At 54.7% G+C, this 19,610-nt stretch carries 22 protein-coding genes, 1 tRNA gene and 1 pseudogene; 15 read left to right on the forward strand and 9 right to left on the reverse strand.

The features are described 5' to 3' along the window. Positions 1-5 precede the first annotated feature (5 nt). From nqrF to nqrM, 3 genes are read left to right on the forward strand one after another with little or no spacing between them, the layout of a single operon-like run. Positions 6-1,229, forward strand: a complete 1,224-nt coding sequence (gene nqrF, locus TAN611_RS04740) for an NADH:ubiquinone reductase (Na(+)-transporting) subunit F (RefSeq protein WP_105229928.1) — start codon at positions 6-8, stop codon at positions 1,227-1,229. After that, on the forward strand, positions 1,230-2,261 hold the full coding sequence (locus TAN611_RS04745; RefSeq protein WP_105229929.1) for an FAD:protein FMN transferase: 1,032 nt from the start codon (positions 1,230-1,232) through the stop codon (positions 2,259-2,261). A gap of 7 nt (positions 2,262-2,268) precedes the next feature. Continuing rightward, complete coding sequence (gene nqrM / locus TAN611_RS04750) at positions 2,269-2,496, forward strand: (Na+)-NQR maturation NqrM (protein ID WP_105229930.1); 228 nt, start codon at positions 2,269-2,271, stop codon at positions 2,494-2,496. Between the two features lie 9 nt (positions 2,497-2,505). Here the strand turns inward: nqrM and TAN611_RS04755 are convergent, their stop codons facing one another. Further along, positions 2,506-3,408: a glycerophosphodiester phosphodiesterase family protein gene (locus tag TAN611_RS04755; protein ID WP_370576258.1), complete on the reverse strand. Its 903-nt coding sequence runs from the start codon at positions 3,406-3,408 to the stop codon at positions 2,506-2,508. A 170-nt stretch (positions 3,409-3,578) separates the two neighbouring features. Here TAN611_RS04755 and dinB point away from each other — a divergent pair, with 170 nt between their 5' ends. Then, entirely contained in the window at positions 3,579-4,643 is a 1,065-nt protein-coding gene (gene dinB / locus TAN611_RS04760; RefSeq protein WP_203067338.1) for a DNA polymerase IV, read from the forward strand. A gap of 30 nt (positions 4,644-4,673) precedes the next feature. Here dinB and pepD read toward each other — a convergent pair whose 3' ends face one another. Beyond that, positions 4,674-6,134, reverse strand: coding sequence for a beta-Ala-His dipeptidase (pepD, locus tag TAN611_RS04765; protein WP_203067339.1), 1,461 nt, complete (start codon positions 6,132-6,134; stop codon positions 4,674-4,676). 391 nt (positions 6,135-6,525) lie between these two features. On the opposite strand from pepD, the gene gpt reads away from it, so the two are divergent. The 6 genes from gpt to TAN611_RS04795 all read left to right on the forward strand — a co-directional run bounded on the left by gpt (position 6,526) and on the right by TAN611_RS04795 (position 11,747). Beyond that, on the forward strand, positions 6,526-6,984 hold the full coding sequence (gene gpt / locus TAN611_RS04770) for a xanthine phosphoribosyltransferase (RefSeq protein WP_105229934.1): 459 nt from the start codon (positions 6,526-6,528) through the stop codon (positions 6,982-6,984). 301 nt (positions 6,985-7,285) lie between these two features. After that, positions 7,286-8,533, forward strand: coding sequence for an esterase FrsA (gene frsA, locus TAN611_RS04775; protein WP_105229935.1), 1,248 nt, complete (start codon positions 7,286-7,288; stop codon positions 8,531-8,533). A 60-nt stretch (positions 8,534-8,593) separates the two neighbouring features. Next, positions 8,594-8,995 (forward strand): sigma factor-binding protein Crl, encoded by a 402-nt coding sequence (gene crl / locus TAN611_RS04780; protein ID WP_105229936.1) that lies wholly within the window; start codon positions 8,594-8,596, stop codon positions 8,993-8,995. Between the two features lie 107 nt (positions 8,996-9,102). Then, positions 9,103-10,206: a glutamate 5-kinase gene (gene proB, locus TAN611_RS04785; RefSeq protein ID WP_105229937.1), complete on the forward strand. Its 1,104-nt coding sequence runs from the start codon at positions 9,103-9,105 to the stop codon at positions 10,204-10,206. A gap of 9 nt (positions 10,207-10,215) precedes the next feature. Further along, on the forward strand, positions 10,216-11,469 hold the full coding sequence (gene proA, locus TAN611_RS04790) for a glutamate-5-semialdehyde dehydrogenase (RefSeq protein WP_203067340.1): 1,254 nt from the start codon (positions 10,216-10,218) through the stop codon (positions 11,467-11,469). Between the two features lie 202 nt (positions 11,470-11,671). Then, positions 11,672-11,747 (forward strand) — tRNA-Thr (locus tag TAN611_RS04795). A 283-nt stretch (positions 11,748-12,030) separates the two neighbouring features. On the opposite strand, the gene TAN611_RS04800 is transcribed toward TAN611_RS04795, so the two are convergent. The 3 genes from TAN611_RS04800 to TAN611_RS04810 form a co-directional block, all read right to left on the reverse strand. Beyond that, on the reverse strand, positions 12,031-12,531 hold the full coding sequence (locus TAN611_RS04800; protein WP_203067341.1) for an AAA family ATPase: 501 nt from the start codon (positions 12,529-12,531) through the stop codon (positions 12,031-12,033). A 293-nt stretch (positions 12,532-12,824) separates the two neighbouring features. Beyond that, positions 12,825-13,163, reverse strand: a complete 339-nt coding sequence (locus TAN611_RS04805) for a hypothetical protein (RefSeq protein ID WP_203067342.1) — start codon at positions 13,161-13,163, stop codon at positions 12,825-12,827. Further along, a complete protein-coding gene (locus tag TAN611_RS04810; RefSeq protein WP_111737662.1) occupies positions 13,160-13,528 on the reverse strand; it encodes a tlde1 domain-containing protein in 369 nt (122 codons plus the stop codon). The genes TAN611_RS04805 and TAN611_RS04810 overlap by 4 nt, the downstream gene beginning before the upstream one ends. A 364-nt stretch (positions 13,529-13,892) precedes the next feature. Here TAN611_RS04810 and TAN611_RS04815 point away from each other — a divergent pair, with 364 nt between their 5' ends. The 4 genes from TAN611_RS04815 (at position 13,893) to TAN611_RS04830 (ending at position 15,826) form a co-directional block, all read left to right on the forward strand. After that, positions 13,893-14,249 carry a putative T6SS immunity periplasmic lipoprotein gene (locus TAN611_RS04815; RefSeq protein WP_203067343.1) on the forward strand — a complete coding sequence of 119 codons (357 nt, stop codon included), beginning with the start codon at positions 13,893-13,895 and terminating at the stop codon, positions 14,247-14,249. A gap of 125 nt (positions 14,250-14,374) precedes the next feature. Continuing rightward, a complete protein-coding gene (locus TAN611_RS04820; protein ID WP_203067344.1) occupies positions 14,375-14,749 on the forward strand; it encodes a putative T6SS immunity periplasmic lipoprotein in 375 nt (124 codons plus the stop codon). A 99-nt stretch (positions 14,750-14,848) separates the two neighbouring features. Beyond that, on the forward strand, positions 14,849-15,313 hold the full coding sequence (locus tag TAN611_RS04825) for a DUF943 family protein (protein WP_203067345.1): 465 nt from the start codon (positions 14,849-14,851) through the stop codon (positions 15,311-15,313). A gap of 48 nt (positions 15,314-15,361) precedes the next feature. Then, the gene (locus TAN611_RS04830; RefSeq protein WP_203067346.1) at positions 15,362-15,826 is read left to right on the forward strand and encodes a DUF943 family protein; all 465 of its coding nucleotides are present in this window, start codon (positions 15,362-15,364) and stop codon (positions 15,824-15,826) included. A gap of 175 nt (positions 15,827-16,001) precedes the next feature. On the opposite strand, the gene TAN611_RS04835 is transcribed toward TAN611_RS04830, so the two are convergent. Then, the gene (locus tag TAN611_RS04835) at positions 16,002-16,340 is read right to left on the reverse strand and encodes a helix-turn-helix domain-containing protein (RefSeq protein ID WP_160031358.1); all 339 of its coding nucleotides are present in this window, start codon (positions 16,338-16,340) and stop codon (positions 16,002-16,004) included. Between the two features lie 299 nt (positions 16,341-16,639). Between TAN611_RS04835 and TAN611_RS04840 the strand changes: the two genes are divergently transcribed. Then, positions 16,640-17,533: a LysR family transcriptional regulator gene (locus tag TAN611_RS04840; RefSeq protein WP_203067347.1), complete on the forward strand. Its 894-nt coding sequence runs from the start codon at positions 16,640-16,642 to the stop codon at positions 17,531-17,533. 34 nt (positions 17,534-17,567) lie between these two features. Here TAN611_RS04840 and TAN611_RS04845 read toward each other — a convergent pair whose 3' ends face one another. The 3 genes and pseudogenes from TAN611_RS04845 to TAN611_RS04855 form a co-directional block, all read right to left on the reverse strand. Then, positions 17,568-18,557: an aldo/keto reductase gene (locus TAN611_RS04845; protein ID WP_197951357.1), complete on the reverse strand. Its 990-nt coding sequence runs from the start codon at positions 18,555-18,557 to the stop codon at positions 17,568-17,570. Between the two features lie 26 nt (positions 18,558-18,583). Next, positions 18,584-18,736, reverse strand: a pseudogene (locus tag TAN611_RS04850) (aldo/keto reductase); the annotation flags it as partial. A 393-nt stretch (positions 18,737-19,129) separates the two neighbouring features. Further along, the gene (locus tag TAN611_RS04855) at positions 19,130-19,468 is read right to left on the reverse strand and encodes a hypothetical protein (protein ID WP_145961157.1); all 339 of its coding nucleotides are present in this window, start codon (positions 19,466-19,468) and stop codon (positions 19,130-19,132) included. Positions 19,469-19,610 lie beyond the last annotated feature (142 nt).

The following is a 19,610-nucleotide window of genomic DNA, read 5'->3' on the forward strand; positions in this document are numbered from 1 at the left end:
AATTTATGGAAATTATTTTAGGCGTAGCGATGTTCACCTGCATCGTCATGGTGCTGGCGCTACTGATCCTGTTTGCCAAATCTAAACTGGTGAACACGGGCGACGTGGCCGTTGAAGTCAACGGCGACAAGGATAAAAGCTTCCACGCGCCGGCGGGGGACAAGCTGCTCAATATGCTGTCCGGTCAGGGGATTTTCGTCTCCTCGGCCTGCGGCGGCGGCGGCTCCTGCGGCCAGTGCCGGGTAGTGATCAAAGAAGGCGGCGGCGATATCCTGCCGACCGAACTGTCGCATATCACCAAGCGCGAAGCGAAAGAGGGCTGCCGCCTGGCCTGCCAGGTCAACGTGAAGCAGAATCTGAAAATCGAGCTGCCGGAGGAGATCTTCGGCGTGAAGAAATGGGAATGCGAAGTCATTTCCAATGACAACAAAGCGACCTTTATCAAAGAGCTGAAGCTGAAGATCCCGGACGGCGAAGACGTGCCTTTCCGTGCGGGCGGTTTTATTCAGATTGAAGCGCCGGCGCACGATATCGGCTATGCCGATTTTGACGTGCCGGAAGAGTACCGCGGCGACTGGGACAAGTTTAACCTGTTCCGCTACCGCTCCAAGGTTGACGACACCACGGTGCGTGCGTATTCCATGGCGAACTACCCGGATGAAAAAGGCATTATCATGCTGAACGTGCGTATCGCCACGCCGCCGCCGAACAATCCGGATGTGCCGCCGGGCATCATGTCGTCTTATATCTGGTCGCTGAAGCCGGGCGATAAGGTGACGATCTCCGGGCCGTTCGGCGAGTTCTTCGCCAAAGAGACCGACGCCGAGATGATCTTTATCGGCGGCGGCGCGGGTATGGCGCCGATGCGTTCGCATATTTTCGACCAGTTGAAACGCCTGCACTCGAAGCGCAAGATTACCTTCTGGTACGGCGCCCGCTCGCTGCGTGAAATGTTCTATGAAGATGACTTCAATCATCTGCAGGAAGAGAACGAAAACTTCACCTGGCACGTGGCGCTGTCGGATCCGCAGCCTGAGGATAACTGGACCGGCTACACCGGCTTTATCCACAACGTGTTGCTGGAGAACTACCTGAAGAACCATCCGGCGCCGGAAGACTGCGAGTTCTACATGTGCGGGCCGCCGATGATGAACGCCGCGGTGATCAAGATGCTGAAGGATTTGGGCGTTGAAGATGAAAACATCATGCTTGATGACTTTGGTGGCTAAATGCGCGCGTCAGCAATGAAAGGCTGGCTAACACTGGTGGCGCTTGGCGCCACCTTGTTATTAAGCGGATGCGGGCCGGCGCAGGTGAGCCTCGAGGGTAAAACCATGGGGACCTCCTATTCGATCCGCTATCTGCCCGGCGACGATACGCCGTCGGCCAGCGAGATACAGACGGAGATCGACAAACGTCTGGAGTTGGTAAATGACCAGATGTCGACCTACCGGCCGGATTCAGAGCTAAGCCGCTTTAACCGCAGCCGCGCGGTCGATACGCCGTTCCCGGTGTCCGCCGCGACGGCGCAGGTGGTCAGCGAGGCGCTGCGTATTAACCGCGTGACCGACGGCGCGCTGGACGTCACCGTCGGGCCGCTGGTCAACCTGTGGGGCTTTGGCCCGGAAGGGCGCAGAACCCAGGTGCCGGAGGCCGCAGAACTGGCGCAGCGCCGCGCCTGGACCGGCATCGACAAGCTGGCGGTGCAGGGCAATGCGCTGGTGAAGCATATCCCGGAACTGTATGTTGACCTGTCGTCGATCGCCAAGGGGTACGGCGTCGACGTGGTGGTGAACTACCTGCAATCCCGGCAGGTGCGAAACTACATGGTGGATATCGGCGGCGAAGTACGCACCCGTGGTCTGAACGGCAAGGAGCAGCCGTGGCGGATTGCCATCGAGCGGCCCAGCGACGACGCGCAACAGCGCGCACAGCTGGTGATTCAGCCCGGCAATATGGCGATCGCCACTTCGGGCGACTATCGCAACTACTTCGAGCAGGACGGCGTGCGCTATTCGCATACCATCGATCCGCGCAGCGGCCGGCCGGTTGAGCACCGCCTGGCGTCGATTACCGTCATCAGCCCGACCTGTATGACCGCCGACGGCCTGTCGACCGGGCTGGACGTGATGGGGCCGGAACGCGGCATGGCGCTGGCCAACCTGCTCGGGATCCCGGTCTATATGATCGTGAAAACCGACGACGGTTTTGAAGAGCGCTATTCCGCAGCCTTTGAACCGTATATGAAGAAAATCCTGTGAGGCCGCTATGCTGACGGTATTTGTTGCCACCTTCGTGTTATTTCTGCTGATTATCGGCGGCATGTCGCTGGGCTATGTGTTTAAACGCAAAAGCCTGCAGGGCAGCTGTGGCGGCATCACCGCGCTGGGGATGGAGAAAGTCTGCGACTGCCCGGAACCCTGCGATGCGCGTAAAAAGCGCCTGGCGAAAGAGGCGCAGCGCCGGGAACAGTTGGAAAAGCACCGTATTTTATAGTCGTTGATATCATTCCGGGGCGCGGCTGACCGCGCCCTGATTTTTCTCCCGCCACCGTTGCGCCTGTTTGGGCGAATCCACCATTACCGCGTCTGCGCCTAATATCTGCGCCTGCCGGTAAGCCTGCGGCGAGTTGACGCCGAATAGGACAATCCGCGCCGGCCCTTGCGAGCGGAAACAGGCCATCGATTCATCGTCCCAACTGAGCTGTGCCTTGGAGCGTCCTTCGCCCAGCGTGTATTTTTCCACCACCTCGACTTCGCGCGTCAGTTCCAGCCCGTACCAGCGGGGCGCATTACCGTGCGGCTGCAGCTGGCAGCGGTGCGCCATGGTGACGTTAGCCAGCAGGCTGCGGGTTTCATCGCGGCTGACAAAGCGCGCAATCTGCGGCGGCAGCGCTTGCAGGTAACGGGCATCGGTGGAATAGACCCGGGTGCGCGTCAGCGCGTGCTGCGTTTCCAGCGTCGTCAGCAGCGCGCGGGCGAAGCGGGCCGGATCGGCGTCCGGCGACTTGATGTCTAGATAGAAGGTGGCGTGCGGAAAAGTTTGCAGCACCGTTGCCAGTCGGGGAATGCCGATGCCCTGCGCGCGGTACGGGTGGTCGCCGCTGCGGGCGTAGGCCCAGCCGGCATCCGTCTGCGCCAGCTGTTCGGCGCTGTAGGCGGAGACCGGGCCGCGGGCGTTAGTGAGTGCTTGCAGATCGGCGGGGCGATACAGCACGATGACGCCGTCTTTGGCCTGCTGCAGCGTGATCCACACGGCATCGGCGCCGTTGTCCAAGGCGCTGCGGATGGCCGGCAGGGTATTTTCCGGCGCGTCGGCGGTGCCGCCGCGGTGGGCGATAATCGCCGGCTGCGGCGCGGCAACGGCGTTCAACAGCGGGGTGCACAGCAGTAGCAGCAGCGCGGGCAGAGCGCGTAGTGGCAACATAATAACCTTCCTGAATTTGACCTGGCGTTATCATACGGCTGAAAAATGACGCTTTTTTTACTCCCCGCCGCCTGTATTCAGATATTGCCCAGGCCCCGTATTGAGTACCGATAATTTTGCTGTATACTTATACAGTATTACCGGAGGGCGCGATGCGTAAAATCATTCATGTCGATATGGATTGCTTCTTTGCCGCAGTGGAAATGCGCGACAATCCCAGCCTGCGGGATATTCCGCTGGCGATCGGGGGCAGTGCCGAACGGCGTGGCGTGATCAGCACCGCCAACTATCCGGCGCGTCGCTACGGCGTGCGCAGCGCGATGTCGACCGCGATGGCGCTGAAGCTGTGCCCGCAGCTGACGCTGCTGCCGGGGCGCATGACGGCCTATAAAGAGGCCTCGCAGCATATTCGCCAGATCTTTGCGCGCTATACCTCGCTGATTGAACCGCTGTCGCTGGATGAAGCCTATCTGGACGTGACCGACAGCCCGCAATGCAACGGCTCGGCCACGCTGATGGCGGAAGCAATCCGGCAGGCCATTTTTGATGAACTGCAGCTCACCGCCTCGGCCGGCGTGGCGCCGATCAAGTTTCTTGCCAAGATCGCCTCCGATCTGAATAAACCTAACGGACAGTATGTGATCCCGCCGGCGCAGGTGGCGCCTTTTCTGCAGCAGTTGCCGCTTGGCAAAATTCCCGGCGTGGGTAAGGTGACCGCCAAGCGGCTGGAAGAATTGGGGCTGCACACCTGCGCCGACGTGCAGCGTTACGATCTGGCCGCGCTGTTAAAGCGCTTTGGCAAGTTCGGCCGGGTGCTGTGGGAGCGCAGTCAGGGGATTGACGAACGTCAGGTCTCGTCGGAGCGGCTGCGTAAATCGGTCGGCGTGGAACGCACGCTGGCAGAGGATATTCACGACTGGTCGCAGTGCGAGACGCTGATTGTCGACAAACTCTACCCCGAGCTGGAAGCGCGTCTGCGCAAAGTAAAACCCGACCTGCATATTGCCCGTCAGGGGGTGAAACTGAAGTTTCAGGATTTCCAGCTGACCACGCAGGAGCACGTCTGGCCGGTGCTGAACCGGGAGGACTTGCTGGCGGTAGCGCAGCAGGTGTGGCGTGAGCGGCGTGAAGGGCGCGGCGTCCGGCTGGTGGGGTTGCACGTCACCTTACTGGATCCGCAGATAGAACGGCAGCTGCTGCTGCCGTGGGACGGTTAAGGGCCGGATGAACCCGGCCCTGATGCGTGCTTAGTCGCGCTCCGGGATGGCTTTCAGCAGTTCGGTCAGCAGCTGCCAGTACAGGCCGACGCTTTCGATCTGCACCTGTTCATCCGGCGAGTGCGGCCCGGTGATGGTCGGCCCGATAGAGACCATATCCATATCCGGATACGGCTTCTTGAACAGCCCGCACTCCAGACCGGCGTGGATCACCATGATGTTCGGCGTCTTGTTAAACAGGCGCTGATACAGTTCGCGCACCAGATGCATCACCGCTGAATCGGCGTCCGGCTGCCAGCCCGGGTAGCCGCCTTTCGGCGCCACTTTGGCGCCCGCCAGTTGGCCCAGCGCGGTCAGCATGTCGACCACGTAGTCTTTGCCGCTGTCGATCAGCGAGCGGATCAGGCAGATGATTTCTGCTTCGCTGTCGCTGGTGGTGATCACGCCGAGGTTCAGCGAGGTTTCCACCACGCCCTGCACCGCGTCGCTCATGCGGATTACGCCGTTTGGCGTGCCGTTCAGCAGTGCCAGGAAGCGCTGCTGGCTGTCGGCGGTCAGCGCCTGCTGCGCGCTGTCGCTTGGCTCCAGCAGCACGGTGATGTTTTTCTCTTTTGCCGCCAGTTCGTTCTGCAGCGTTGCCAGGAACTCCTGGCTCAGCGCTTTCAGCGCTTCAACCTGGTCCGCGGCGACCGCCACGGTGGCGAAGGCTTCACGCGGGATAGCGTTGCGCAGCGTGCCGCCGTTCAGCTCCAGCAGGCGCAGGCCGAGCTGCGAGGCGTGAGCGAACAGGAAGCGGGCCAGCAGCTTGTTGGCGTTGCCGAGACCCAGGTGGATATCCGCGCCGGAGTGGCCGCCTTTCAGGCCCTTGATGGTCAGTTTCAGCGTCTGATAACCGGCCGGCAGCGCTTCACGCTGCAGCGGCAGGGTGGTGATAAAATCAATCCCGCCGGCGCAGCCCATGTAGATCTCGCCTTCTTCTTCCGAATCGGTGTTGATCAGGATATCCGCCTGCAGCCAGTTCGGCTGCAGACCGAACGCGCCGTCCATGCCGGCTTCTTCGGTCATGGTCAGCAGCACTTCCAGCGGGCCGTGCTCAACGCTGTCATCCGCCAGCACCGCCAGCGCGGAAGCCATGCCGATGCCGTTGTCCGCGCCCAGCGTGGTGCCGCGCGCTTTGACCCATTCACCGTCGATATACGGCTGGATCGGATCTTTGGCGAAGTCGTGCACGGTGTCGTTGTTCTTTTGCGGCACCATATCCAGGTGCGCCTGCAGCGCGACCGGCTTACGGTTTTCCATGCCTTGGGTAGCAGGCTTGCGCAGCAGAATATTGCCGACCTGGTCGCGCTCGGCGTGCAGGTTTTTCTCTTTGGCCCAGTCGAGGATATGCTGCGCCAGCGCTTCTTCATGATAAGAAGGGTGCGGAATCGAGCAGATTTTGGCGAAAATGTTCCACAGCGGCTGTGGTGAAAGTTGAGACAATTCAGACACGTTGAGTCTCCTGTTGACGGCGCTTCCGGCTCAGACGGCGGAGGCCGTGCGGTTAAGTTAAGGGCAATGCCCGGCGGAGATAAACGCGTGGCCGGGGCGGCTGCCGTTAGCGTGGCTAGCTATGTGCCGCGTCGGCACGATAGTCAGAGAATATCATTTTATTTGCGCCGTTGCGCGTGCCGTATCACGCTGCATAATCGGTAAAAGGGCGCGGTTTTATAGGAAGTTGCCGGCTTTTTCAGCATGAATCGCCAGAGGCGGGCGGTAACGAATTCGCGATCAATTCCTCGGTTCAACTGGTATTCAGCGCGCCCAATCTCTATAATCTCGCGCAACCTTTTTTCCCCTGAACATTTAGTAAGCCGATTTTACACTGGCTGGGACACCTTTTATGAGCGAAAAATACGTTGTTACCTGGGATATGTTGCAAATGCAAGCGCGCAAACTGGCGCATCGCCTGCTGCCTGCCGAAAAATGGACCGGTATTATCGCGGTAAGCCGCGGCGGCCTGGTGCCGGCAGCGCTGCTGGCGCGTGAACTGGGGATTCGCCACGTCGATACCGTCTGCATTTCCAGCTATGACCACGACAACCAGCGTGAGATGAAAATCCTCAAGCGCGCTGAAGGTGACGGCGAAGGTTTCATCGTAGTTGACGATCTGGTGGATACCGGCGGCACCGCGAAAGCCATCCGCGACATGTACCCGAAAGCCCACTTCGTCACCATTTTCGCCAAGCCGGCCGGTCGCCCGCTGGTGGACGACTACGTGGTCGACATCCCGCAGGATACCTGGATCGAACAGCCTTGGGATATGGGCGTCAGCTTCGTCCCACCGATCGGCGGCCGCTAAGCGTCACGCTGTTGAAACGCCCGGTGATGCCGGGCGTTGGCATTTTCAGGCCTCCTGCCGCTTTATTTTTGTAAATTCCCGCCGTTTTTTCCCCTGCCGTCCGGCGCTTTTTTCCGCCGCTATTAGCGATAAACGGATTAGTTATCAGTGCGCTAGCGGGCGCTTTCGCCGCATTGATGCGTAAAATTAACGCATATTTAACAATGAGATAGTTTGGTTTCCGCCGCCGGAGTTAGGTACACTACAGGCAATCATCAGGCCGTTTTTCGCCTGCGCCAGATTTACGGAGGCTGTTGTTACCATGGCACAAGCCAACCTTTCTGAGATTTTATTCAAGCCCTCATTCAAGCACCGCGAGACGTCGACGCTGATTCAGCGTGCGCCGCACGCCCGCTCTGCCAGCATGCACTCGCCGCTGGAAGGCGACACCGCCAATAACTGGTACCGCATGCTGAACCGCCTGTTGTGGTCGTGGCGCGGCGTGGACGCGGTGGAGATTGTCGAGGTGCTGTCACGCATTGCGGCCTCCGCGGCGGAACACAGCGACGAGCGCCTGCTCGATACCGTGGTGGGCTACCGTAACGGCAACTGGATTTACGAGTGGGTGCATCAGGGCATGCAGTGGCAGCAGCGCGCGCTGGAACAGCAGGACCCGCTGCAGGCGGGCAGGCACTGGCTGCGTGCCGCCAACTTTTACAGCATCGCCGGCTATCCGCACCTGAAGGGCGACGAGCTGGCGGAGCAGGCCGAAGTGCTGGCCAACCGCGCCTATGAAGAGGCGGCGCTGCTGCTCCCTTATCAGCTGAAGGAGCTGGAGTTCAAGATTGAAGGCGGCAGCCCGATTACCGGCTTCCTGCATATGCCGGAGCAGGGCAAGGCGCCGTTCCCGACGGTGCTGATGTGCGGCAGCCTCGATACGCTGCAGACCGACTACCACCGCCTGTTTAACGATTATCTGGCCCCGCTGGGCATTGCGATGCTGACCATCGATATGCCGTCAATCGGCGCCTCCTCCAAATGGAAACTGACGCAGGATTCCAGCTTCCTGCACCAGCAGGTGCTGAACCAGCTGCCCGGCGTGCCTTGGGTCGACCATCAGCGGGTGACCGCCTTCGGCTTCCGCTTTGGCGCCAACGTGGCGGTGCGGCTGGCGTATCTGGAACCGCAGCGCCTGCGCGGCGTAGCCTGCCTGGGCCCGGTGGTGCACGGTATTTTGTGCGATGCCCGCAACCAGCAGCAGGTGCCGGACATGTATATGGACGTGCTGGCCAGCCGGATGGGCATGGCCGACGCTTCCGATAATGTGCTGAAAATGGAACTGAACCGCTACTCACTGAAAATGCAGGGCCTGCTCGGCCGTCGCTGCTACACGCCGATGCTGTCCGGCTATTGGGAGCAGGACCCGCTCAGTGCAAAAGCGGAGTCGCAGCTGATTGCCTCCTCGTCGCTGGACGGCAAACTGCTGGCGATTCCACGCGCGCCGGTTTACCGCAGCTTCCACAAGGCGCTGCAGCAGATGAGTAGCTGGCTGAATGACAAAATGCGTTAAAGAGTTGCTAATTTTTAACAGTTTGTTAAAAAGAGGGGTCTACATTAAGGAGGTTGCAGTATGACGTTACCGAGTGGTCACCCTAAAAGCCGACTAATGAAACGATTTGCCAGCTTGGGGCCGTACCTGCGTGAAGGGCAATGTGAGAACGACCGGTTTTTCTTTGACTGTCTGGCCGTATGCGTCAACGTGAAACCCGCGCCGGAGAAGCGAGAGTTCTGGGGTTGGTGGATTGAGCTGCAGGCGGATGATGCACGTTTTACCTATACTTATCAGTTCGGGCTGTTTAATAAAGAAGGCGTATGGCAGCCGGAAAAGATTAAAGATGCTGAAGTAAAAGACAAGCTGGAAACCACGCTGCGGGATTTCCATCAGCGTTTGGCGGAGCTGCTGAACGGGATGGAACTGTCGCTGGAACCTGCCGACGATTTTAACGAGCAGCCGATCAAACTTTCTGCTTAGGCTGTTTCCCCGGCAATTGCACTGAATTCGCGTTGTGCCTGTTGGCATAACGCGTCTCTCCTGTTACAAAGTCCTCTGCATTTCTTCTTTTTCAACGGCGAATAATTATGAACGGCAGCCAGACATTGGTTGTGAAATTGGGCACCAGCGTGTTGACCGGCGGATCGCTGCGTCTGAACCGAGCCCATATTGTCGAGCTGGTGCGCCAGTGCGCACAGCAACATGCTGCGGGTCACCGCATTGTTATTGTCACTTCCGGGGCGATTGCCGCCGGGCGTGAGCACCTGGGCTACCCTGAACTGCCCGCCACCATCGCCTCTAAACAGCTGCTGGCGGCGGTAGGGCAGAGCCGCCTGATCCAACTGTGGGAACAGCTGTTTTCGATCTACGGCATCCACGTCGGGCAGATGCTGCTGACGCGCGCCGATCTGGAAGACCGCGAACGTTTCCTCAACGCGCGCGATACCATGAATGCGCTGCTGGATAACCGCATCGTGCCGGTGATCAATGAGAACGACGCGGTTGCCACCGCAGAGATCAAAGTCGGCGACAACGACAACCTGTCGGCGCTGGCGGCGATCCTGGCCGGCGCGGACAAACTGCTGCTGCTGACCGACCAGCCGGGCCTGTTCACCGCCGACCCGCGCAACAACCCTCAGGCGGAGCTGATTCGCGAAGTGCACGGCATTGATGATGCGCTGCGGGCGATTGCCGGCGACAGCGTTTCCGGCCTTGGCACCGGCGGAATGGGCACCAAGCTGCAGGCGGCAGACGTAGCCTGCCGGGCGGGCATCGACGTGGTGATCGCCGCCGGCGGCAAGCCGGGCGTGGTGGCCGACGTGATTGACGGCCATCCGGTGGGCACCCGCTTCCACGCGCTGGAAGCCCCGCTGGAGAACCGTAAACGCTGGATCTTCGGCGCACCGCCGGCCGGCGAGATCACCGTGGATGACGGCGCCGTCGATGCCATTATGGCGCGTGGCAGCTCGCTGCTGCCGAAGGGCATCCGCGAGGTGAAGGGCGACTTTTCCCGTGGCGAAGTGATCCGCATCCGCAACCTGGCGGGGCGCGATCTGGCCCACGGCGTCAGCCGCTACAACAGCGACGCCATGCGCATGATCGCCGGGCACCATTCACAGCAAATCAGTGACATTCTCGGTTATGAATACGGCCCGGTGGCCGTGCACCGCGACGATATGATCGTAAGTTAAGGAGTAAGCATGCTCGAGCAGATGGGGAAGGCCGCCAAGCAGGCCTCCTGGCAACTGGCGGTGCTCAGCACGGCGAAAAAAAATCAGGTGTTGTCGGTGATGGCCGACAGACTGGAAGCCGACAGCGACATCATTTTACAGGCTAACCAACAGGATATGGCGCAGGCGCGCGCCAGCGGGATGAGCGAAGCCCTGCTGGACCGCCTGTTGCTGACGCCGGCGCGTCTGACGGCGATCGCCAACGACGTGCGGCAGGTGTGCCGCCTGAACGATCCGGTCGGCCAGGTGCTGGACGGCAACCTGCTGGACAGTGGGCTGAAGCTGGAGCGTCGGCGCGTGCCGCTGGGCGTGATCGGCGTGATTTATGAGGCGCGGCCCAACGTCACCATCGACGTTGCCAGCCTGTGCCTGAAAACCGGCAATGCGGTGATCCTGCGCGGTGGTAAAGAGACGCATCATACCAATCAGGCGACGGTTAAGGTGATCCAGCAGGCGCTGGAGCAGTGCGGCCTGCCGGCGGCGGCGGTACAGGCGATCGACAGCCCGGACCGGGCGCTGGTGAACGAACTGCTGCGGATGGATCGCTACGTCGATATGCTGATCCCGCGCGGCGGCGCCGGCCTGCACAAGCTGTGCCGCGAGCAGTCCACCATTCCGGTGATTACCGGCGGTATCGGCGTGTGCCATATCTACGTTGATGACAATGTGGATTACGACAAGGCGCTGACGGTGATTGAGAACGCCAAAATTCAGCGCCCCAGCGCCTGTAACTCGGTGGAGACGCTGCTGGTGAACCGCAGCATTGCCGACAGCTTCCTGCCGGCGCTCAGCGCCCGGATGGCGGCGGCCGGCGTGACGCTGCACGCCAGCGACAGCGCGATGCCGCTGCTGCAGGACGGCCCGGCGCAGGTAACTGCGGTGAAGGCGGAAGATTACGAAGACGAATGGCTGTCGCTGGATCTGAACGTGACGCTGGTGGACGATATCGACCAGGCGATTGACCATATCCGCAGCCACGGCACCAACCATTCCGACGCGATCCTGACGCGTTCGCTGAGCAACGCCGAGTACTTTGTCCGCGCGGTGGACTCCTCGGCGGTTTACGTGAACGCCAGCACCCGCTTTACCGACGGCGGCCAGTTCGGCCTGGGCGCGGAAGTGGCGGTCAGCACGCAGAAATTACACGCCCGCGGCCCGATGGGGCTGGACGCGCTGACCACCTATAAGTGGATTGGCTACGGCGACGATCTGGTGCGCGGCTGACGCGTAGCGAGCGGGTAACCAAGTCGGCGGGGCGCAGCATGCTGCGCCCCGTTTATTTCTGCCGCCCGCGACGGATTTAGCCCACAATAAGTATACGGTTGATGAGATATTCAGCGAACGATTAGCCGCCTATTGACTCATCGCCAGCTTTTGCATAAGTTGTTCAACGCACGCCGATCTGCCCGCAGATCCACCTCCCAAAGCCGATATAGCTCAGTTGGTAGAGCAGCGCATTCGTAATGCGAAGGTCGTAGGTTCGACTCCTATTATCGGCACCATATTTCTGCATAAAATCATTAAGTTATCGTTTCGGTGTTTTGCTTTGTTCAGCACCAAAGTGCGTTTTCGTGTTGTAGATATGGGCAATGCATTGCCATGTTCAGTATCTCGCAACATCACAAGTTTGACGAATTGCTCTCGGTTGAATGATGTAGTTTCACCAAAGGTTGGCTGAAGGAAAGTCTAGTCTATATCCAAAGTTGTTCGGGGGGATGGCGGAGTCTGCTATGTGCCAAAAGCGGGCATTGCTAAGCTCTCATTGGAGCGTTTCTCAAGATCGAGTCATTGGGAAAGAACGTCGGTGATCCGCGAGACACATTCATTACTGGATAAGCTGCAGGCGTCTAAAATGAGGTGTTCTCTGTTCCAGGGTTCATAAGTCAACTCTGTGACATATTTCCAGTCAGGCAGGGTTAACCCCTCTACTTCTGACACTCTTGTTTCTACTCGTTTACGATGTTCGATCTCATCGGAGCATACAATCTCAATTTCTAAAAAACGGGTTCTTGCTGATACAGCGATTTCTCGATAGGCATCACGGGTCAACGCCATTGGGTTCACTGAGTCAGTGATTACTGTTGATCCTAAGAGCAGATTCTCCCTAGCGAGTGAGTAAGCGACAAAATAACCAGCAGGCCCCATTTCACGGCTATCTTCTCCGGCTTTGAGTATGGCTTGCTCAATCGTGTCGATTCGCAAGTAAAATGCGCTTAACTGCTTTGCCAAAGCTTGAGCGATAGTGCTCTTTCCGCTTCCCGGCAATCCACTGAAGATGATTAGCATAACTTGTCCTTTAACTGATGAAACCCAACAGTATTAAAACACAGTAGGTTTTAAATTGTGTGGTTTGGCGCCGCGGCGATATGATAAGTGAAGAGTATTGCTGCTCGTGCTGATACCTGCCGTGTCCGCTCCTCGCTCACAACAAACCTAGTCACTTTTCTTGGTAACCATGTCGTGCCAGAAGTGAGACCGATCCTCATGTCAGTGTGGCATGCACTGAGTTTTATCCCTGAAAACTGGCAATATTTCCTGACGTAAAGAGTCAGACTGACATCACTGATATGGTAATTCTGTCAGTGAGTAACAGTACTTTTTGATACCAAGAAAACATTAACGTCGCTTAATGAGCACTCCTCGGCCGATGCGTCATTTTGCGTGATTACTTCGTACTTATTCCCATTTTTATCATGAAATACAAAGTGATAAATCTGTGTGTATTCTCCTTTGTCATGTTTCTCGATAGCCAGCAGTTTGGATTCTGTTTTTGCCTCGTCAATATCTGCGATATCAACAATTTTTTCATTTTTCATCCAGACTTCAGCCATGTTCATCGGCCATGATGTACAGCCGGGAGCTGCTGCTCCGGCGGAGATGGTGAACATCAGCCCGGCGATCAGTAAAAGCTTATTCATAGGATCACCTCTAGGTATCTGTCGTTGCTTGCCCATATTTCCTGTCGTGTTCGTAGTGGCATTATAATGCAACCGGTAGATGCTGTCCCTGGTCGGGCAATGCTATCACCATGAATCAAGAAGCCAGCTCGCCCGAACATTTCATTTGATGGGCACGGTTGCAGGCGAATGGAATATTTTCCTGTGGTGGGATGATGAAATGGGCGTCCGGTGATGATGTATTTTCCCCTCGGCAAGGGACCAACGTTGGCCACGTTCTGAAGCTCTGGATTGTTCTTTCCTTTATCCGCGCCCGCATACCCAATACTAACCAATTTTCCATTTCTGGATAATTTCCCTGTGCTTTGCTGATAAACCCAAGCCATATCAATATCCCTTTAAGTATAACCATGTTAAATACGAGCATAATTCCATGCCTTAGATATCTTGCCATAGATTCTTGATGTTTCCGCTCTCTGCTTTAATAAATGTGCCATAGATCAAAGTATACATGATGTAACAATGTCTTATAATTCTCGATAATATAAACTAACCATAATGTTTTTATTATGAATCATAATTAATATGACTGTTTTTATGTGTTTTATATGGTGTGAATTTATTGGTTTTCTAGTTGGTTTTCTAGTTGTTTTTATAGATAAGATAAGGAAGTATTAACGAACTATGCTGCGACGCAGTTGTGAATTATGCGGTTGGTTAATGCAAGAAATTATCAATAGGTTTTATTAAATGATTAAATATCCTTCTTTATTCGTTTTGCTTGTATTTCTAACGGGATGTGCTGGCGATAGGCTGACTTTTCATCAGGCAGGTGATGCTACTGTAGATAAAAACCGTATATGTATAACTTCTTCTCCTGGGGATACGCTGGAGTATTACTCATTAAGCTCATCAGAAAACAATCATAAAAAGCCACTGGCAATGGAGGACGGTATTGTAAAGCGATATCCTGATACTTGTATTCCCTTACTATTGAAGGAAAGTACGAATTATGAACTGCTCTACGTGCTTAGCGGTCAGTATTACAGATTTGAATTTATAACCTATGGCCATAAAAAGGTAACAAAAACTTATAGTAAACCGTGACGTATATGTTTCCCGAGTGATAATTGGATATATCATTTTTGTGTCGGTACTATTGGTGAAGTTACCGGTGTTTAACGTATAGTTGCCACCGCCCTGAAAGGGTTATCACAAGGAAGAGGAAAATAATGAAAGAATTTTTTATTATATGCTCCATTTTACTTCTCTCTGGTTGCCCCGGTTCTGGCGACCGTTTACCGGAAACGCTATATGCAGATGTTAAGGTAGAGGGTAACGCACCATGCGTATTATACCCTGTTAAGTTAGGTGATCGTATTACCTCAATTCAAATCACTAACGAAAAAGAGGCATCATTTAGGAAGCTATTTGACGATGTCCCTTTTAGAGTTGTGAGTGGTCAATGCTTACCTACGTTTGGTTATCACTTCAAAAACTATAGGAACTACGTTGTCTATTATGGCTTGGATAACGATAAATCGAAACGGCAAAAATTGATTCAAGCTAACTTTTACATTGGTAATTTAAATTATGCCGTCAATTAATATTATGATGGGGAAATATTCCGTAGGCTAGATGAGTAAAGTATGTTATACCATTGGCGAATAGTCGTCAGCTGCTTTCAAAGAATCATGGAGGACGCAATGAAAGCAAAAAATAAAACTATACGTTATGTGTTATTGGTTGTATGCACATTTATCGTTTGTTTGTCCTGGATGTTGCTACGTCCGGTTGAGATTATAGTAGTCCATAAAAATGACAACTTCAGCGATGTCTTGGTAACTAATTTCCCTTTAACAGATAAAGGAAAGATAAACTGGTGGTTGGAGAATAAGGATGAGTTAAGTAAAAACTATGGTATACCTAACCCATCCCTTGATTCTGGACGTTTCTCCATTACTTTTTGGGATTTTGGTGACGGCTATAAAAAGAAAGAAAAATACGACAGGCTTTGTTTTCCTGAGATGAAGAAAGATGTGAACTGCATTGAAAAAGATGCCGTGCTTATTGTTAGCAATAACCGTGCTGGGAGCGTATTTTTCACCGTGGATAATGGGCGCTATATGGTGAAAGGTAATGGCGATATTGTGAAAGTGAAAGGGTGGTAAAGCGATTTTTACGTCATGGACTTGACCTGGAGAGTGGTTTGTAACGGAATGAAATTAATGAATAAAAAGCAGCTTTATATACCGGCAATGATTACTTGTCTCCTTGTTGGGTCTTTCGTTTGGCTCTCGCTGTGTACGGTTGAAATTGTCGCAGTTTATGAGAATGATAATTTTAGCGATGTTTTGGTCAAGGAGTTTCCTCTCACGGACCGTGGAAAAATAGACTGGTGGCTGAATAATAAAGATATGCTAAAGGAGCGCTATAGTATTCCCAAACCGGCAAGCTATGGTAGTTTTACCATAACTTTTTGGGATTTTGGCAGCGGCTATAAAGAGGAAGGGAAGTATGACAGGCTGTGTTTTGATGCCAGGAAAGCCAAGGATAATTGTATTGATAAGAACGCCGTGTTTTCCGTAAGACAGATAAAAAATGATCGTACGTTATTGATTACATATGACGGCCGCTATTTACTGCAAGATAACGGAGATGTGGTCAGCATTGTGCGTGAGTAATAGCGATGCCTATTGCATCTATAAAGGTCGGTTTGACAGCCAGCAAGACTCTGCATCATCGTGGCGCCACCCGGCACGTTTGCCGAAGAGTAGGCACTTTCGCCCTGAGGTTGGCGTCTACCATGTACAATCAGCGATAAAAATACGCCCATTAGGCGCGAGCAGGGGGGTTGTTTCAGCCCTGCATTCTCTTCATATCCCGGTACTTTGACGGCGGCAGCTTATAATTCCTTGAAAATACTCTGGTAAACGTCTGCTGTGAATCAAAGCCGTATTTACAAACAATGTCGATAATCGGGGCGTTGGTTTCAACTAGTTCCTTTTCTGCCAGTGCTAACCTTTTCTCCCTTATATATTTTCCGATGCTGATTTTTTGCACCTGAGAAAAAATACGCTGCAGGTGCCATTTGGAATAGCCGGCCCGGGATGCCACATCCTCAATCCGCAGGGGCTTATGAATGTTTGAGTCAATCCATAGGGTTATTTCTTCGATGATGTCTTCTGTTTTTATCATGATTTCACCCTTGATAGCCGCTGCCCTGACCAGACGCTCGGCGTGTCTTTTCCTGTCATGACGTTCAGTGCGCGGGGCCATGCGCTGAACCACTCAGTTAGGCCCATCGGGGCGGTATGAGTTTGATTATCTGCGCACGTTTTTCAATATGTGATATACACCGCCGCAAAAAATGCCAGCCAGTTCCGGTTTGTTGACGATAGGGAAAGAATATCAATTATCATTATTGTTAGTAACGGGGCTAAAATGATTGCATCTATGAATGGCTTTCATGAGTGTTGTAAATAAGGAAACCGCTAATGCTGAAAGAGAACTTCAACGAACTGCAGATCTTTCTTGTGGTTGCCAGGGAGAGAAGTTTTACCAAGGCGGCCGCTAAGCTTGGGGTTTCGCAGTCCGCGCTCAGCCATGCGATGAAGGCGCTGGAAGGGCGGTTGAATATACGCCTGCTGACCCGGACCACCCGCAGCGTTGCGCCGACGGAAGCCGGCGAAAGAATCATTGCCTGCCTGGAACCACGCATTACCGATCTGGAGCAGGAGCTAGAGGCGCTGATTCAGCTCAACGGCACCGCCTCCGGGAATATCCGCCTGTCGGCGGGGGAACATGCCGCACGCAGCCTGGTGTGGCCAAAGCTGAAACCGTTCCTTCGGGAATATCCACAAATCAATGTCGAACTGGTGGTGGATAATGGCTTTGTCGATGTTGTCGCCGGGCGTTACGATGCCGGCGTGCGGCTTGGTGAAAGCGTCGATAAGGACATGGTTGCGGTGAAAATAGGGCCGGATATGCGTCTGGCGGTCGTCGGCGCGCCGGAGTATTTTGCGGCTAACCGCATTCCGCAGACGCCGCATGAGCTTCAGCATCATCGATGCATCAATATGCGTCTGCCCACCGCCGGAGGACTGTATCACTGGGAGTTTGAAAAGGACGGGAAGCCGCTGCGCGTCAGGGTTGAAGGGCAGCTGACGTTGAATCTGCTGTCGGAAAGGATGGATGCGGTGCTGTCGGGATTCGGCCTTGCCTGTGTGCCAGAGGATATGGTGCAGGAGCAGGTTGCATCCGGGGAACTCGTCCAGGTTCTGCAGGAATGGTGCCCCTCATTTCCGGGGTATTATCTGTATTATCCCAGCCGTAAGCAGCATCCGCCTGCCTTTGCGTTGATGATAGATGCGCTGCGCTATTCGGAGTAACCGGCCTGCGGTGTGCCGCAAGCCGGTTTAAGCCTTACCGGCCGACGCGAGCCTGCAGCGCGGCGGGGTAGCGCTCGCCGACGATTTTCACCGTCTCCAGCGCCTGGGACATTTTGCGCAAATCGTCCTGAGACAGGGTGATGGCGGCAGCCCCCAGGTTCTCCTCCAGCCGGTGCAGTTTTGTGGTGCCGGGGATGGGTGCAATCCACGGTTTTTGCGCCAGTAGCCACGCCAGCGCAATCTGCGCCGGGGTCGCACTTTTTTCTGCGGCAAGTTCGCCCAGCAGCGTGAGCAGTTTTTCATTGGCTTCAATCGCTTCTGCCGTAAAGCGCGGTACTTTGCTGCGGAAATCGTCCGCGCCGAACGTCGTCCCGGCGGTGATGGCGCCGGTCAGGAAGCCCTTGCCTAACGGACTGAACGGCACAAAGCCAATTCCCAATTCTTCCAGCAGCGGCAGGATTTCCTGCTCGGGTTCACGCCACCACATTGAGTATTCGCTCTGCAGGGCGGTGACCGGCTGGACGGCATGCGCACGGCGAATGGTTTGCGCTCCGGCTTCGGAAAGGCCAAAGTGTTTGACCTTGCCTTCGGCAATCAGATCTTTCACCGTGCCCGCCACGTCTTCGATCGGGACATCGGGATCGACGCGGTGCTGGTACAGCAGATCAATCACCTCAGTGTTGAGGCGGCGCAGTGAACCTTCCACCGCTTCACGGATGTGTTCCGGACGGCTGTTTAAAATCTGCTGCTTGTTATCATCACCAAAGGTAAAGCCAAATTTAGTGGCGATAACCACCCGATCGCGCAGCGGCTTCAGGGCTTCGCCCACCACCTCTTCATTCAGGTACGGGCCATAGACTTCGGCGGTATCGAAGAAAGTCACGCCGCGCTCAACGGCGGCGCGAATCAGTTCGACGGCCTGGCGGGTATCGGTCGCCGGGCCATAGCCGTAGCTCAGCCCCATGCAACCCAGTCCTAATGCCGACACTTCCAGGCCGGATTTACCAAGATAACGTTTTTGCATCGATAACTACCTCTTCTGTGGCGGGATTAAACGTCGAGTTTACGATTGGTCAGCCATTCCACTCTGGCCGGGTCATGGCGTGAGAAGAACGCGTTGCTTGCGGTATCAAGAGCGGTAATCTGCAGCATCTCTTCGGGGTTGAGCGCAACATCGAGGACGTTGATATTTTCTTCCATGCGCGCATGCTGATAGGCTGCCGTCGTATCGTTCAGGCTTTCGATGGCGTCAGTAACGGCGCGCTCTCATTCGGCGGTATTTGTGATCGGGTACACGCCAAAGCCAGGTAGAGGCATATCAGTATTGTTGTTCAGTTTTACTGTTTGCATGGCGTTACCCTTTCAGCGTGGAGTGGAAAGAGCATAACGCAGAGGGATTTATTTGATTAGATGGGGCAATTCGCTAGGGTTGATTAGAGGAATTCATTAATCTTGTCTGAACCTTGCTACGGCGTTTTTTCCTGCAGAGGCCGGGTAATCTGAACTTTATTCAGCGCTGAGAGGAGCGGCTCTGTCTTTCTGTCTCCAACACTGAAAACACCGGCCGATATGCCAGTGTTTTCAGTTTGTTATAAATTAGCCTGAGACCAGCCTCCATCTGCCGTCGTCTTTGATAAACTGTAACGGACTTATTGATTTTGATGTGCCTACCAGCGGCATTTTTGTTTCCATTTCGACTTCGCAGTTGTATTTCTTATCCCCTGATTTGGAACAGGATATTTTTCTGGCAGAAATAAGAGAGACTCTGTTTTCTTCTTTTTTTGCAATCTCACCAACGAGTTCTTCACGTTGTTTATTACTCTCGTCGAATGATGCTTGTATCGCTTTGGTGATATCGCTCTCTGAAGGTTCTGATGAACAGCCGGATAACAAAAAAGCCGTCCCCAATATGGCGGCGCTAATTATTTTATTCATTGAATATTCCCTTTTTTTATGATTCTTTTGGATTTATTGATATTTTAAATGGCTACTGTCAATCCTGATGCATAGCCTGTCGTAGTATACTTGCTGTTAAACGTTTTTCACCGTGTTTTTTTTCTGCGCTGTGGTTATTAAT

It is taken from the genome of Serratia sp. Tan611 (assembly GCF_905188235.1).
GTDB classification, from domain to species: domain Bacteria; phylum Pseudomonadota; class Gammaproteobacteria; order Enterobacterales; family Enterobacteriaceae; genus Serratia_B; species Serratia_B rhizosphaerae.